Origin of the sequence: Isoptericola sp. NPDC056618 (assembly GCF_042792715.1) — a bacterium.
Lineage (GTDB): Bacteria > Actinomycetota > Actinomycetes > Actinomycetales > Cellulomonadaceae > Isoptericola > Isoptericola nanjingensis.
Map to the genome: position 1 here is coordinate 454,478 of NZ_JBHTVZ010000002.1, position 14,619 is coordinate 469,096.

Genomic DNA, 14,619 nt, shown 5'->3' on the forward strand with positions numbered 1-14,619 from the left:
ACGCGTTCACGGGCGCCTGGGCGCCCTCCACTTCGGGAGGGATACGTCCGCGCGCAGGAACCTCGCCACCACGCTCTCCCTTCGTCCGACGGATTCGTCGATCGACCCGTCGAGACCACGGCGTCGGCGAGGCGTGATGGGATGGCCCCGTGACTGAGACCTCCGAGCCCGAGCAGCCTGCGCTGCTCGGGCTCGACGACGTCCCGGCCCCGCGCGGAGCCGGGGCGAAGGGGCGCCGCAAGGCCGGCAAGGTGGCCCTGGGGGCGACGCCGGTGGCCGACGACCTGCCCGTCGCGCGGGTCGCGCTCGACCTGCAGCCCGCGCACCTGGACCGCCCGTACGACTACCTGGTGCCCGCCCCCATGGCCGACGACGCCCGGCCGGGGGTGCGGGTGCGCGCCCGGTTCGGGCCGCAGGAGGTGGCGGGGTACGTCGTGGAGCGTCGCGAGACGTCCGACCACGACGGGCGGCTCGTGCCGCTCAAGCGCGTCGTCTCGCCCGACCCGGTCCTGTCGGACCCGGTGCTGCGGCTGGCTCGCGCCGTCGCGGACCGGTACGCGGGCACGCTCGCCGACGTGCTGCGCCTCGCGGTGCCGCCGCGGCACGCGCGTGTCGAGAAGGAGGTGCTCGCCTCTCTGGTGGAGCCCGACGAGGAACCGGCACGGGGCGACGAGAGCGCCGGCGCCGACGATGCCCAGGACCGCTCCCAGGACGCCTCTGAGGGCGCTCAGAGCGCCTCGGGGACGCCGGCGGGGGATCGGGGGGCGCCGCGGGCCGTCCGTCGCGTGGCGGCGGGATCCACGTCGGCCTGGTCGTCGTACCTGGGCGGCGAGGCGTTCTGCCGCCACCTGCTGGCCGGGCAGGCGCCGCGCGCCGTGTGGACGCCCCTGCCCGGCCTGGCGCCGCCGACCGACGACGGTCCGGCGCGCGTGCCGCACTGGGCGGCGGCCGTCGCGCAGGCGGCCCGCGCCACGGTCGCCGGGGGCCGGCGCGTCCTCGTCGTCGCGCCGGACGCCCGCGACGTCGAGCGCGTCGTGGCCGCCCTCGGCGGGGCCGGGCTCGACGACGTCGTGCGGCTCCTCGCCGACGACGGACCCGCCCCGCGCTACCGCGCCTTCCTCCGCGCCCGGCACGGGCTGGCCGACGTCGTCGTCGGGACGCGGGCCGCCATGTTCGCCTCGGTGCCGGACCTCGGGCTCGTGGTGCTGTGGGGGGACGGCGAGGACACGCTCGCGGAGCCGCACGCCCCCTACCCGCACGCCCGCGACGTGCTCGCCCTGCGCAGCGACCTGGAGGACGCCGCCTACCTGCTGGCGTCGCCGGGGCGGACCGTGCAGGCGCAGGCCCTCCTGGCGTCCGGGTGGGCGCGCGAGATCGTCGCGCCCCGGGACGTGCTGCGCGCCCGCGCCCCCCGCGTACGCGCCCTCACGTCGGTCGAGCTCGCCGCCGAGGGCCCGGGAGCCGCCGCCCGGCTGCCGACCGCCGCCTGGCGGGCCGCCCGCGACGGGCTGACCCGCGGGCCCGTCCTCGTCCAGGTGCCGCGCACCGGCTACCTGCCCGTCGTCGCGTGCGCGCGGTGCCGCACCGCCGCCCGCTGCGCCGCCTGCCACGGCCCGCTCGGCATGACCCGCACCGGCAGCGCGCCCCAGTGCTCCTGGTGCGGCCGGCTCGCCGGCGGCTGGCGCTGCGAGGAGTGCGGCGACACCCACCTGCGCGCCGTCCGCGTCGGGTCGGACCGCACCGCCGAGGAGCTCGGCCGGGCGTTCGCGGGCACTCCCGTGCGCGTGTCCGCGTCCTCGGCGCCCGCCGGGGTGCTCGACCGGGTCGGGCCCGAACCGGCCCTGGTCGTCGCGACCCCGGGCGCCGAGCCCGTCGCCGACGGGGGGTACGCCGTCGCGCTCCTGCTCGACGCCGCCGTGGCCACCGCGGGCACGGGCCTCGCCACGGCGACGGAGGCGCTGCACCGGTGGCTCGCTGCCGCGGCCCTCGTGCACCCGTCCCGCGCCGGTGGACAGGTGCTCCTCGTCGGCGACGCGGCCCCCGCCCCGACCGGGGCGCTCGTGCGCTACGACCCCGGTGGCCTGGCCGACCGGGAGCTCGCCGAGCGTCGCGAGCTCGCGCTGCCGCCCGCGGTCCGTGTCGCGTCCGTCACCGGGGACCGGGGCGCCGTGGACGCCGTCGTCGGCCGGGTGGCGCTCGCGGGCCCCGACACGGTCCTGGGGCCCGTCGAGCAGCCCGACGCCGACCCGCGGCGCGGCGCCACGCTCGAGCCCCAGGTGCGCACCGTGCTGCGCGTCCCCCTCGCCCAGGGCGGCGAGCTCGCCGCCCAGCTGCGCGCCTCCCTCGCCGTCCGGTCCGCCCGCCGGGAGGGCGGCGCCGTCCGCGTCCAGGTCGACCCGAAGGAGATGCTCTGATGGCTCCTGCCCCCGCCGAGGCCCTCGTCGACACGGTGGTGCTCGACTTCGGCAACGTGCTCGTCGGCTGGGACCCCTACGGGGCGTTCCCGGGGCGCACGCGTGCCGAGGTGGACGCCTGGATGGCGGACGTCGACTTCCCGGCCCTCAACCTCGCCCAGGACGCCGGGCGCAGCTGGTCCGAGGCCCGCGCGGGCCTGGCCGACCGGCCCCACCTGCAGCCCCTGCTCGACGAGTACGTGGCGGGCTTCCCCGGCACCCTGACCGGACCCGTCCCGGGCTCGGAGGAGCTCGTCGACGAGCTGTCGGCCGCCGGAGTGCGCCTCCTCGGGCTCACCAACTGGTCGGCCGAGCTGTTCGGGCACGCCGCCGGGGCGGCCCCGGCGACGACGCGCATGGAGCACGTGGTGGTGTCCGGGCAGGTGGGGCTCGCGAAGCCCGACCCGGCGATCTTCCGGCACCTGACGGACACGCACGACGTCGACCCCGCGCGCGCCGTCTTCGTCGACGACAGCCCCGCCAACGTCGCGGTCGCCCGCGAGCTGGGCTTCCACGCCGTCCGTTTCACCGACACCACGGCGCTGCGCGCCGCCCTGCGCGACCGGGGCCTCCCTGTCGGCAGGTAGGCGGCACGAGCACGAGGGAGGACGTCGACCGGACGGCCACGGCGCCGGCCGAGGGCCCGCGCCCCCTCGCGCCCTCGGCCGGGCCACCCCGCTGCCGTGCCGCTCGACGACGCCCCGGCGCTCGCGGACCGGGACCTGCTCGCCCGACTACGATCGGGTGGTGCGCCTGCTCTTCGCCGGAACCCCCGACCCTGCCGTCCCGTCCCTGCGCGCCCTGCTGGCGTCGCGTCACGAGGTCGTCGCCGTCCTGACCCGGGCGGACGCGCCCGCCGGACGCGGCCGCCGGCTCGTGCCCAGCCCGGTGCGCCTCGCGGCCGAGGAGGCCGGGATCCCGGTCCTCACCGAGCGCCCCCGCGGGGAGGAGTTCCTCGCGACGCTGCGCGAGCTCGACGTCGACGCCGCGCCCGTCGTCGCGTACGGGCACCTCCTGCGCGCCGACGTGCTCGCCGTCCCGCGCCTCGGCTGGGTCAACCTGCACTTCTCCGTCCTGCCCGCGTGGCGCGGGGCCGCCCCCGTGCAGCACGCCGTGCTCGCCGGGGACGAGGTCACCGGCGCCACGACGTTCCTCCTCGACGAGGGCATGGACACCGGCCCGGTGCTCGGCACCGCCACGGAGACGATCCGCCCCCGCGACACCTCCGGCGACCTGCTCGGCCGGCTCGCCACGAGCGGCGCCGACCTGCTCGTCGCGACCCTCGACGCCCTCGAGGACGGCAGCCTCGCCCCCCAGCCGCAGCCGGCCGACGGCGCCTCCCTCGCGCCCAAGGTGACGACCGACGACGCCCGCGTCCGCTGGGACGACCCCGCCCTCGCCGTCGACCGCCGGATCCGCGCCGTCACGCCCGCCCCCGGGGCGTGGACCACCCTGCCGCCCACCGGCGGGCTCGACGCCGCCCCGGGCGCCCGCCTCGGCCTCGGCCCGGTCACGCCGCGACCCGACGTCACCGACCTCGCCCCGGGCGAGGTGCGCCCCGGCAAGAAGGAGGTCCTCGTCGGGACCGCCACGCACGCCGTCGCGCTCGGGCACGTGCAGCCCGTCGGCAAGAAGCCGATGCCCGCCGCGGACTGGGCGCGCGGCGCGCGCGGCCTCTTCACCGGCCACGCCGGCGACGCCGCCCTGCGCCTCGGGCAGGACGCCCGATGAGCGCCGACCGCCGGGGCACGGGCCACGGGGGCACCAGGGGGAACGGGCGGGACGACCAGCGCCAGGGACAGCGCGACAGCAAGGGCCGTCAGCGCAGCGCCGCCCGCACCCGCGGCGAGACGCACCGCAGCGCCCAGGCGCCCGGCGAGCGGCGCCGCCGCACCGACCCCGCCCGCACCGCGGCGTACGACGTCCTGCGCCAGGTGGACGGCTCCGACGCGTACGCCAACCTCGTGCTCCCGCCCCTGCTCCGCGAACGCAGGATCGCCGGCCGCGACGCCGCGTTCGCCACCGAGCTCGCGTACGGCACCCTGCGCCTGCGCGGACGCTACGACGCGATCCTCGCCCGCTGCGTGACCCGCCCCCTCGACCAGCTCGACCCCGAGGTGCTCGACGTCCTCCGCCTCGGCACGCACCAGCTCCTGGGGATGCGCGTCCCGTCCCACGCGGCCGTCTCCGAGACCGTCGCGCTCGCCCGCGACCGCGTGGGCGCCGGACCTGCCCAGATGGTCAACGCCGTCCTGCGCGCCGTCGGACGCACGCCCCTCGAGGACTGGCTCGCCCGCCTCACCGAGGAGGCGCCCGACACCGTCACCGGGCTCGCCACGGTCGGTTCGCACCCCGTCTGGATCGCCAGGGCCCTGCGGGAGGCGCTCGCGGGCCACGGACGCGGCCCCGACGAGATCGCCGACCTGCTCGAGGCGGACAACGCCGCGCCCCGCGTGACCCTCGTCGCGCGCCCCGGCCTCGCGGCGCCCGACGTGCTCCAGGAGCAGGCCCACGGCGCCGACGTGCGGCTCGAGCCGGGCCGCTGGGCGCCCACCGCGCTCGTCCTCGCCGGCGGCAGCGACCCCGCCGCGCTGCCGGCCGTCGCGGACGCCCGCGCCGGCGTCCAGGACGAGGGCTCGCAGCTCGTCACCCTCGCACTCGCAGGCGCCCCGCTCGACGGCACCGACGCGCGCTGGCTCGACCTCTGTGCCGGTCCGGGCGGGAAGGCCGCGCTCCTCGCGGCGCTCGGGGGGGAGCGGGGCGCCACCCTCGTCGCCAACGAGGTGCAGCCGCACCGCGCCCGCCTCGTCGAGCGGGCCCTGCGCGCCGTGCCGGACGGCGTCGTCGAGCGCGTGCGCACCGGCGACGGTCGGGAGGTCGGCACCGAGGAGCCCGCCGCCTACGACCGCGTCCTGGTCGACGCCCCCTGCACCGGGCTCGGCGCCCTGCGTCGTCGCCCCGAGTCGCGCTGGCGCCGCACCCCGGCCGACCTGGGCACGCTGACGGTGCTGCAGCGCGAGCTGCTCGCCTCCGCCCTCGACGCGGTGCGTCCCGGCGGCGTCGTCGCGTACGTCACCTGCTCCCCGCACCTGGCGGAGACGCGGCTCGTGGTCGACGACGTGCTGCGCCGCCGGGACGACGCGGAGCGCATCGACGCGCGGTCGGCGGTGCGCGACGCGCTGGTGCCCGGTGCGGACATCGATCTCGGTGCCTCGGACGGCGGCGCGCACGGGCTGGACGTGCAGCTGTGGCCGCACGTGCACGGCACCGACGCGATGCACCTCACGCTGCTGCGGCGCCGGGGGTAGTGGCTGCATTGCCAGATTTCTCTTGCACTCCCGTGCGTGTCGGAATAACCTGACGGTCGGAACGGTCAGGAAATCCTGACAGGCAGGGAGGCGAGATGACCGGCACGGGACGATGGACGACGGCGCACAGCGCCCGCGACCTCGGCGCGTTCGCCCGCCAGGTGCGCCGGCGTCGCGGGCTCAGCCAGGCCGCCCTCGCGGACGAGCTCGGCGTGACGCGGCAGTACGTCTCGGAGGTGGAGTCGGGCGTCGAGAACCTCTACATCACCAGGCTCTTCGAGATCTTCGACGAGCTCGGTGTCGAGGTCCGGCTCGCGGAGCGGGGTGACGCATGACCGAGCTCGACGCCTGGCTCTACGGGTCGCGGGTGGCGAGGTTCCGTGCCCGCGACCTGGGGCGCGCCACGCCGCGGGTCGAGCTGGAGTGGGACGCCGGAGCGGCGCGGCGGTGGGGCCACGGCTCCCGCGTGCTCTCGCACCTGCTCCCGGTCGACCCCGACGCGCCGCCGCCGCCCGCCCGGGTGTCGGCGTGGCTGGACGGGCTCATGCCGGAGGGGCGGATCCGCGAGCACATGGCGATCGACGCGGGGGTGGACCCGGAGAACCCGGTGGCGTTCTTCCGCGCCTACGGGGGCGACACCGTGGGCGCGCTCGTCTTCGTGGCGCCCGGCGCGGAGCCGGAGCCCGACCGCCGGCCAGGCACGCCGCTCGACGACGCCGGCGTCGGCGCCATGCTGCGTGCGAGCGTGGCCCGCGCGGGCGGTCAGGGCCGCGCGCAGCGGCTCACCAGCTCCCTGCCGGGCATGGAGCCGAAGATCGGCCTCGTGCGCGACGGGGCGGGATGGCGGCGGGCCGGCGCGGACCAGCCGACCACGCACATCCTCAAGGTCGCCCGCGAGGCGGGCTCGCCGACCGCCGACCTCGTCGACACGGAGGCCGCGGCCCTCGACCTGGCGCGCCGCGTGGGGCTCACGACGATCGACGCGCACGTGCAGACCTTCGACGGCGAGCGTGCGATCGTCGTCTCCCGGTACGACCGGGCCGTGGCACCCGGCGAGCCCGGGGTGCGGCGGGTGCACCAGGAGGACGCGGCGCAGGCGCTCGGCATCAACACCCGCGACCCCGAGCGCAAGTTCCAGCACGGGCGCACGCTGCCCTCCCTGGCCCGGATCGCCCGCACGCTGCGCGACGACGGCGCCCGGCCCGACGGCCTGCTCGCCCTCACGACCCTGAACCTGGCGGTCGGGAACACCGACGCGCACGCGAAGAACGTCTCGGTGCTCCGGCGCGCGGACGGCACCGTCGCGCTCGCGCCCGCCTACGACGTGTCCATGCACCTGCACCACGCGCACGCGTCGCGGGTCTTCGCGATGGACGTGTCCGGGGAGCGCGACATGGACCGCATCACGGCCGCGCACCTCCTCGCGGAGGGGGAGTCGTGGGGCCTGCCTCGCCGCCGTGCCCTGCGCGCCGTGGCGGCCACGCTCGACGGCCTGCGCACCGGGCTCGAGGAGATCGACCGCGACGCCCACCCGGGCGTGGGGCCCGAGGCGTGGCGGACCGTGGAGGACCGCACCGACGCGCTGCGTGCCGGCCTGCCCTCCTGAGGCGCGCAGGGCGCGTCAGACGAGGGTGAGCTGCAGCAGCGTGGTGCTCACGGTGCGGCCGTGCTTGACCCCGACGTCGCGCAGCACGCCGGCGACCTCGAAGCCGAACCGGCGGTGCAGGGGGAGCGAGCCGGCCGCCGCGGGGTCGTCGGCCACGACGGCCACGACCTGCCGCACGCCGGCGCGCGAGCATGCCTCGAGCAACGCCGTCATGAGCAGCGAGCCGACGCCGCGTCCCTGGGCCGTGGGGGCGAGGTAGATCGTGTCCTCCACCGTGTACCGGTAGGCGGCCTTGGGACGCCAGGGGGACGCGTACGCGTAGCCGACGACGGCCCCGTCGATCTCGGCCACGAGGAACGGCAGGCCGCGGGCGTCCAGGTCCACGAGGCGCTGGCGCCACGCGGCGACGTCGGGGGCCTGCTCGTCGAACGTCACGGCCGTGCCGGTGACGTACGGCTCGAGGATGGCGGCGACGGTGGGCAGGTCGTCGGCGACGGCGGCACGCACGACCGGGGGCGCGACGGCCGTCGTCGGCGACGGCTCGGTGGGGGAGGGGAGCGGTGGCACGGGGCGAGCGTAGTGGCTGCGCCGCCTACGCTGGGCGCATGCCTGCGCTGATCAACCCGAGCATCCTGTCGGCCGACTTCGCGAACCTCGAGCGCGACCTGGGTGCCATCGCCACCGCCGACTACGCCCACGTGGACGTCATGGACAACCACTTCGTGCCGAACCTCACGCTGGGCCTGCCGGTCTTCGAGCGGCTCGCGCAGGTCTCGCCGGTGCCGCTCGACGCGCACCTGATGATCGAGGACCCGGACCGCTGGGCGCCCGCGTACGCGGAGGCGGGGGCCGCCTCGGTGACGTTCCACGCGGAGGCCGCCACGGCCCCGGTCCGCCTCGCGCGGGAGCTGCGGCGCCTGGGGGCGAGGGCGGGCGTCGCGCTCCGGCCGGCCACGCCGGTGGAGCCGTTCCTCGATCTCCTGCCGGAGATCGACATGATCCTCGTGATGACCGTGGAGCCCGGCTTCGGCGGTCAGTCGTTCATCGACGGCACGCTGCCGAAGATCCGGCGCGCCCGGCAGGCGGTGGGGGAGTCGGGGCTGGACGTGTGGATCCAGGTCGACGGGGGAGTGTCGCGCGACACGATCGAGCGCGCGGCGGACGCGGGGGCGAACGTCTTCGTCGCGGGCTCCGCCGTCTACGGGGCGGACGACGTACCGGCGGAGATCGAGGCCCTGCGGGGGCTGGCGTCGGCGCACGCCCACTGATCCTCGGGGTGACGGGTCCCGGATCCGCCCTTCGCTCATAAAAATAGTGTGCCAAGCACCCTAAACGAACGCACCTCACCGTCCCGAGGGCCGGAACCCGGCCCGGAGCCCGGGGTCCCGGCGTCTAGGCTGAGCGGGTGAAGACGTTCGACTCCTTGTTCGCCGAGCTGACCGAGAAGGCCACGACCCGCCCCGCCGGGTCGGGGACCGTGGCCGAGCTGGACGCCGGCGTGCATGCGATCGGGAAGAAGATCGTGGAGGAGGCGGCCGAGGTCTGGATGGCCGCCGAGCACGAGACCGACGAGGCCGCCGCGGAGGAGATCTCGCAGCTGCTGTACCACCTGCAGGTGCTCATGCTGGCCAAGGGACTGACGCTCGAGGACGTGTACGCGCATCTGTGAGCGCCCGGACCGGGGTCGCACCGTCACGGTGCGACCCCGACGTCCGTCGCGCGCGCCCAGCCGCCCGACACGTCCCGCCCTGATCAGATCGAGGTAACGCAGTGCTCCGTATCGCCGTCCCCAACAAGGGGTCCCTCTCCGTCCCGGCCTCCGACATGCTGCGCGAGGCGGGCTACCGCCAACGCCGCGACACCCGCGAGCTCGTGCTCGCCGACCCGGACAACGGCGCCGAGTTCTTCTTCCTGCGCCCGCGCGACGTCGCGGTGTACGTGGGGTCCGGCACCGTCGACGTCGGTATCACCGGCCGCGACCTGCTGCTCGACTCGGGCGCGGACGCCGTCGAGCACCTGCCGCTGGGCTTCGCCGCGTCGACGTTCCGTTTCGCCGCACCGGCGGGCACCATCACCGACGTCGACCAGATCGCGGGGCGCCGGGTGGCGTCGTCGTACGACACCCTGGTCCGGTCCTACCTGCGCGAGCGGGGGATCGAGCCGTCGGCGGTGGTGCACCTCGACGGCGCGGTGGAGAGCTCCGTGCGCCTGGGCGTCGCGGACGTCATCGCCGACGTCGTCGAGACGGGCACCACGTTGCGCGCGGCGGGCCTGGAGGTGTTCGGCGAGCCGATCCTGCGCTCCGAGGCGCTGCTCATCCGCCGCAGCGACGTGGCGGAGCCGGCCGGGCTGGACGTCCTCACCCGGCGCCTGCAGGGCGTCATCACCGCGCACGAGTACGTGCTCATGGACTACGACGTGCCGATGGAGCTCGTGGACGCCGCCGTGGCGGTGACCCCCGGCTTCGAGTCGCCCACCGTGTCGCCCTTGCACAACGGCGAGTCGGCGGCGGTGCGGTCGATGGTGAAGCGCTCGGAGACGAACCGCGTGATGGACGCGCTGTACGAGGTGGGGGCGCGCGGCATCATCGTGACCTCCATCCACGCCAGCCGCCTGTGACCCCGCAGGTCGGCGCCCGCCGGCCTGTCGAGCACGCGCGCGGGGTGGCAGCGTGGTCGGCATGAGCCCGTCACGCTTCCGCACGTTCCGCCCGCTGTGGGGCCAGGTCTCGGCCTGGTTCGTGTGGGTGGTCGCCGCGGTCGGGAGCGTCGTGGTCGGCCTCGGCTCGAACGGGCCGATGGGCGCGGCCGCGGTGAACAAGGTCTCCTTCATCGTCTTCGCGCTCGGCGTCAGCTGGCTGCTGTGGCGGCTCGGCGGCGTGCACGCCGTCCCGTCGGACGAGGGCCTGCGGGTCCGCAACCTCATCCGCTCCCGGACGCTCGCCTGGGCGGAGATCGTCGAGGTGCGGCTCGGCCCCGACGACCCGTGGGTGCGGCTCGACCTCGCCGACGGCGGCACGATCGCCGTCATGGGCATCCAGCGCGCAGACGGCGAGCGGGGGATGGCGGAGGCGCGGCGGCTGAGGTCCCTCGTCGTGAGCCTCGGCGAGGCGCCGGACCGCACCTGACCGCCTGCGCCACCGCCGCGACGACGAAGCCCCGCGAGCCGTGCGGCTCGCGGGGCTTCGTGGTGTCTCGGGCAGGCGGCCCGGTGCGTCAGGCCGTGCGGGCCGGACGACGGTCGGTGCGGGGCCGCTCCGTGCGCGGGGCGCGTCGCTCCGGCGCGCCCTTGTCGACGGAGATGCGGAGCGCCTTGCCGGCCACGTGGGCGCGGCCGATCCGGTTCATGTCGGCGTCGTCGAGCGGCCGCGTGATGTCGACCAGCGAGAAGTTGCCGAAGATGTCGATCTTGCCGATGTCGCTGCCCGACAGGCCGCCCTCGTGCGTGAGCGCCCCGACGATGCCGCGCGGCTGCGCGCCGTGCGTGTGCCCGACGGAGATGCGGTAGCGCGTGCCGGCGGCGGGACGGCGGATGCCGCGGCCGCGGTCGTCGCGGTCCGAGCGGGGGTGGCGGCCGGTGCGGTCGCCATCGCGCTCGGTCCGCTCGGCGCGGTGCGTCTCACGGGTGCGCCCGCCCTTGGCCTCGGCCCGCTCGCGCTCGTGCTCCTCCTGGGCCGCGCGCTGCTGGGGGCCGTCGTCCCCGACGGCGAGCGCCAGGAGGGCGGCCGCGATCTGGAGGGCGTCGTCGCCACCCTCGGCGGGGGCCGGCGTGCCGTCGGCCTCCGCGGCGTCCGACGCGGAGGCCGCGCGCTCCTGGAGCATCCGGGTGTACAGGTCGAGGCGGCCGGCCTCGATGCGCGTGCCGACGGCGTCGAGGAGGCGACGGGCGCGGTGCTCCGAGACGTCGCGGGGCGAGGGGATCTCGACCTCGGCGAGCGTCGTGCGGATGGTCCGCTCGATGTGCTTGAGCTTGCCGCGCTCGTGGGGCGTGACGAACGACAGGGCACGGCCGGTACGCCCGGCGCGGCCGGTGCGCCCGATGCGGTGCACGTAGGCCTCCGGCTCGCGGGGGATGTCGAAGTTGACGACGAGGCCGATGCGGTCGACGTCGAGACCGCGGGCGGCGACGTCCGTGGCGACGAGCACGTCGAGGGCGCCGGACTTGAGGCGCTCGACGATCTTCTCGCGCTCCTTCTGGGCGACGTCGCCGGAGATGGTGGCGGCGGAGGTGCCGCGCTCCACGAGGGCGGCGCCGACCTCCTCGGCGTCCTTCCGGGTGCGGGTGAAGACGATGGTGGCGTCGGCGTCGGAGGTGGCGAGCACCCGGACGAGAGAGCCGATCTTGTGCCGGAAGGGCACGACGGCGTAGGTCTGCTCGACGGTCGACACGGTGGAGGACTGACGGGAGACGGCGATCGCGACGGGGTCGGTGAGGTGGGTCTCGGCGACGGCGCGGATGGCGGGCGGCATGGTCGCGGAGAACAGGGCGACCTGTCGCTTCGCGGGCGCCTGGCCGAAGATCGTCTCGACGTCCTCGGCGAAGCCCATGCGGAGCATCTCGTCGGCCTCGTCGAGGACCAGGAACTTGACGCCGTCGAGGGAGAGGGTGCCCCGCTCGAGGTGGTCCATCACGCGGCCGGGGGTGCCGACGACGACGTGCACGCCGTCGCGCAGGGCGCGCTGCTGCGGCTGGTAGGGGGAGCCGCCGTACACGGAGGTGACGCGCACCCCGGGCAGGTGGGTGGCGAACGACTCGACGGCCTCGGCGACCTGGAGCGCGAGCTCGCGGGTGGGGGCGAGGACGAGGGCCTGCACGTGCCCGCCGGCGACGGAGGCCTGCGGGTCGAGGGCCGCGAGCAGCGGGATGCCGAAGGCGGCGGTCTTGCCGGTGCCGGTCTGGGCGACGCCGGTGATGTCGCGGCCGGCGAGGAGCTCGGGGATGGCGCGCGCCTGGATGGGCGACGGCGTCGTGAACCCGAGGTCGTCGACGGCGGCCTGCAGCGGCGCGGGGAGGCCGAGGTCGGCGAACGTGGGCTCCGGCCCGGTGGTCTGCCCGGAGGTGGGCTCGCTGGGCAGGGTGGAGTCAGGGGTGCTCAAGAGGGGGTCACCGTTCTGTGGGTGGTGGGGGAGGAGTCCTGCACCGCCGAGGAGGCGGCACGGTCGCTCGGTCCCGGACACACACCAAGCCCCGCTCTGAGCGGGGCACAACGAACACGCGGGAGGCACGACGAACTCCGAAGGTGGTCACAGTCTACCGGCCAGGGCCGGAAGTGGTCCGGCGGGTGCCGGTGAGTTCGGCCACTGGGCGCAGGGGGCGTGCGTAGGATGTGCCCCGTGCAGGAGGGCCAGGAGATCAGCAGCCGGGTCTTCACGATCCCAAACCTGGTGAGCTTGCTGCGTCTGGCCCTGGTGCCCGTGTTCGCGGTGCTGATCGTGGTGGGCGAGGACGTGTGGGCCCTCGCCGTCCTGGCCTTCTCAGGCTTCACGGACTGGCTGGACGGCGTGCTGGCGCGGCGGCTGCACCAGGTGACGCGGCTGGGGCAGATGCTCGACCCGGCGGCGGACCGCCTCTTCATCTTCGTCACCCTGATCGGCCTGACCTGGCGCGACGTGATCCCGCTGTGGATCCTCGTGGTGATCGTGGCCCGGGACGTGATGCTCGCGTGCCTGCTGCCGCCGCTGGCGCGGCACGGGTACGGGCCGCTGCCGGTGAGCTTCGTGGGCAAGGCCGGGACGTTCGCGCTCCTGTACGCGTTCCCGCTGCTCCTCCTGGCGACGATGCCGGGTGGGGTCGGTGCGGCGGCGCACGTCGTGGGCTGGGCGTTCACGTGGTGGGGCGTCGGCCTGTACTGGGTGGCGGGCGTGCAGTACCTGCGGCAGGCGCGCGAGCTGCTGGTGGCCGCGAGCGCCGGGCCCGACGTCGAGGGCTCGGGAGGCGAGGCGTGACGGCGCCGGTGCGCGCGCCGGGGCGCCGTCGCCCGGACGAGTCGATGACCCTGCTGGTCGAGGTGATGGAGAAGCCTCTCGACCCGGGGTACGCGGAGGAGGCCGAGCGGCGCGCGGAGGCGGCGCGGGCCGGGCGCCCGACGGGACGCCGGGGGCTCTCCGTCGTGCTCCTGCTGCTGCTGGCCGCGCTGCTGGGCCTGCTGACCGTGTCCGCGGCGCGCCAGCTGCGAGCGCCCCAGGCCGAGGTGGCGGCGGCGCGCGAGGTGCTGGAGACGCAGATCGTGGACCGGCGCGACGAGGTGGACGTGCTGCAGGCCCGGTCGGTGGCGCTGAGCGACGAGATCGAGGCGTTGCAGCACACCGCTCTCGCCAGCGAGGACCCGGGCCTCCTGCAGACGCTGCAGCGCGACGGCGTGGTGAGCGGGTCGGCGGCGGTCAGCGGTCCGGGCCTGGTGGTCTCCCTGTCCGACGGTGACGCCGCGCAGTCCGAGTCCGACCCCGACGCGAGCGCCCGGGTGCGCGACGCGGACGTGCAGACCGTGGTGAACGCCCTGTGGGCTGCGGGCGCGGAGGCGATCTCGGTGGACGACCAACGGCTGACGTCGCTGTCCGCGATCCGCAACGCGGGCGACGCCATCCTGGTGGACCTCGTGCCGCTCCCGGGGCCGACCTACACGATCCGGGCGATCGGTGACCCTGACGACATGCAGACCGCGTACGCTCGCTCCGGCGCCCCGGCCTACCTGCAGCTGCTGGGGTCGCGCTACGGGATCCAGTCGAGCGTGACCCCGCAGAGCGACCTGTCGCTGCCGGGCGTGGGGAACCAGACCCTGCGGTACGCGTCGCCGTCGGGTGCGGGGGAGTCCTCGCAGCCGGGCGGCGACGCCCAGGGAGCACCGCAGAGCACACCTGAGAGCACATCGCCGGGGACGTCGCAGAGGACGTCGTCGTCGGACACCGAGGAGGAACGCTCATGATCGCCGCGATCGGGCTCGTGATCGGCGTCATCGCCGGTCTGGTGCTGCAGCCGACGGTGCCGGTGGCCTTGCAGCCCTATCTTCCGATCGCGGTCGTGGCTGCGCTCGACGCCTTGTTCGGGGGCCTCCGCGCCAAGCTCGACGGGCTGTTCGACGACAAGGTGTTCCTGGTGTCGTTCCTGTCGAACGTGGTCGTCGCGGCGTTCATCGTGTTCCTGGGCGACCAGCTGGGCGTGGGCGCGCAGCTGTCGACCGCGGTCGTGGTGGTGCTGGGCATCCGGATCTTCTCGAACGCGGCGGCGATCCGCCGCCACCTGTTCAAGGCGTGAG

General features: G+C 76.0%; 15 protein-coding genes. 13 read left to right on the forward strand and 2 right to left on the reverse strand.

Annotated features, from left to right (window positions below; all coding sequences use genetic code 11):
- The first annotated feature begins 149 nt into the window (after positions 1-149).
- The 6 genes from ACFQ8T_RS05195 to ACFQ8T_RS05220 all read left to right on the forward strand — a co-directional run bounded on the left by ACFQ8T_RS05195 (position 150) and on the right by ACFQ8T_RS05220 (position 7,367).
- Positions 150-2,414, forward strand: a complete 2,265-nt coding sequence (locus tag ACFQ8T_RS05195; RefSeq protein ID WP_430545484.1) for a primosomal protein N' — start codon at positions 150-152, stop codon at positions 2,412-2,414.
- Positions 2,414-3,040 carry an HAD family hydrolase gene (locus ACFQ8T_RS05200; RefSeq protein ID WP_430545485.1) on the forward strand — a complete coding sequence of 209 codons (627 nt, stop codon included), beginning with the start codon at positions 2,414-2,416 and terminating at the stop codon, positions 3,038-3,040. Before ACFQ8T_RS05195 ends, ACFQ8T_RS05200 begins: the two co-directional genes overlap by 1 nt.
- 160 nt (positions 3,041-3,200) lie before the next feature.
- Entirely contained in the window at positions 3,201-4,184 is a 984-nt protein-coding gene (gene fmt / locus ACFQ8T_RS05205; protein WP_430545486.1) for a methionyl-tRNA formyltransferase, read from the forward strand.
- On the forward strand, positions 4,181-5,761 hold the full coding sequence (locus ACFQ8T_RS05210) for an RsmB/NOP family class I SAM-dependent RNA methyltransferase (RefSeq protein ID WP_430545487.1): 1,581 nt from the start codon (positions 4,181-4,183) through the stop codon (positions 5,759-5,761). The genes fmt and ACFQ8T_RS05210 overlap by 4 nt, the downstream gene beginning before the upstream one ends.
- Before the next feature lie 95 nt (positions 5,762-5,856).
- The gene (locus tag ACFQ8T_RS05215; RefSeq protein ID WP_430545488.1) at positions 5,857-6,096 is read left to right on the forward strand and encodes a helix-turn-helix transcriptional regulator; all 240 of its coding nucleotides are present in this window, start codon (positions 5,857-5,859) and stop codon (positions 6,094-6,096) included.
- Positions 6,093-7,367, forward strand: coding sequence for a HipA domain-containing protein (locus tag ACFQ8T_RS05220; protein WP_430545489.1), 1,275 nt, complete (start codon positions 6,093-6,095; stop codon positions 7,365-7,367). Before ACFQ8T_RS05215 ends, ACFQ8T_RS05220 begins: the two co-directional genes overlap by 4 nt.
- 15 nt (positions 7,368-7,382) lie before the next feature.
- Here the strand turns inward: ACFQ8T_RS05220 and ACFQ8T_RS05225 are convergent, their stop codons facing one another.
- Positions 7,383-7,934 carry a GNAT family N-acetyltransferase gene (locus ACFQ8T_RS05225; protein ID WP_430545490.1) on the reverse strand — a complete coding sequence of 184 codons (552 nt, stop codon included), beginning with the start codon at positions 7,932-7,934 and terminating at the stop codon, positions 7,383-7,385.
- Between the two features lie 38 nt (positions 7,935-7,972).
- On the opposite strand from ACFQ8T_RS05225, the gene rpe reads away from it, so the two are divergent.
- The 4 genes from rpe to ACFQ8T_RS05245 all read left to right on the forward strand — a co-directional run bounded on the left by rpe (position 7,973) and on the right by ACFQ8T_RS05245 (position 10,494).
- Positions 7,973-8,635 (forward strand): ribulose-phosphate 3-epimerase, encoded by a 663-nt coding sequence (gene rpe, locus ACFQ8T_RS05230; RefSeq protein WP_430545491.1) that lies wholly within the window; start codon positions 7,973-7,975, stop codon positions 8,633-8,635.
- Positions 8,636-8,772: 137 nt separating this feature from the next.
- Entirely contained in the window at positions 8,773-9,036 is a 264-nt protein-coding gene (locus tag ACFQ8T_RS05235; RefSeq protein ID WP_079575216.1) for a phosphoribosyl-ATP diphosphatase, read from the forward strand.
- A gap of 101 nt (positions 9,037-9,137) precedes the next feature.
- Positions 9,138-9,986: an ATP phosphoribosyltransferase gene (gene hisG / locus ACFQ8T_RS05240; protein ID WP_429763524.1), complete on the forward strand. Its 849-nt coding sequence runs from the start codon at positions 9,138-9,140 to the stop codon at positions 9,984-9,986.
- Positions 9,987-10,047: 61 nt separating this feature from the next.
- A complete protein-coding gene (locus ACFQ8T_RS05245) occupies positions 10,048-10,494 on the forward strand; it encodes a PH domain-containing protein (protein WP_430545492.1) in 447 nt (148 codons plus the stop codon).
- A gap of 88 nt (positions 10,495-10,582) precedes the next feature.
- On the opposite strand, the gene ACFQ8T_RS05250 is transcribed toward ACFQ8T_RS05245, so the two are convergent.
- Positions 10,583-12,463 carry a DEAD/DEAH box helicase gene (locus ACFQ8T_RS05250; protein ID WP_430545493.1) on the reverse strand — a complete coding sequence of 627 codons (1,881 nt, stop codon included), beginning with the start codon at positions 12,461-12,463 and terminating at the stop codon, positions 10,583-10,585.
- Positions 12,464-12,700: 237 nt separating this feature from the next.
- Here ACFQ8T_RS05250 and ACFQ8T_RS05255 point away from each other — a divergent pair, with 237 nt between their 5' ends.
- From ACFQ8T_RS05255 to ACFQ8T_RS05265, 3 genes are read left to right on the forward strand one after another with little or no spacing between them, the layout of a single operon-like run.
- Positions 12,701-13,312 carry a CDP-alcohol phosphatidyltransferase family protein gene (locus ACFQ8T_RS05255; RefSeq protein ID WP_430545494.1) on the forward strand — a complete coding sequence of 204 codons (612 nt, stop codon included), beginning with the start codon at positions 12,701-12,703 and terminating at the stop codon, positions 13,310-13,312.
- Complete coding sequence (locus ACFQ8T_RS05260) at positions 13,309-14,289, forward strand: DUF881 domain-containing protein (protein ID WP_430545495.1); 981 nt, start codon at positions 13,309-13,311, stop codon at positions 14,287-14,289. Before ACFQ8T_RS05255 ends, ACFQ8T_RS05260 begins: the two co-directional genes overlap by 4 nt.
- Positions 14,286-14,618: a small basic family protein gene (locus ACFQ8T_RS05265; protein WP_079575212.1), complete on the forward strand. Its 333-nt coding sequence runs from the start codon at positions 14,286-14,288 to the stop codon at positions 14,616-14,618. The genes ACFQ8T_RS05260 and ACFQ8T_RS05265 overlap by 4 nt, the downstream gene beginning before the upstream one ends.
- The last annotated feature ends 1 nt before the right edge of the window (position 14,619 follow it).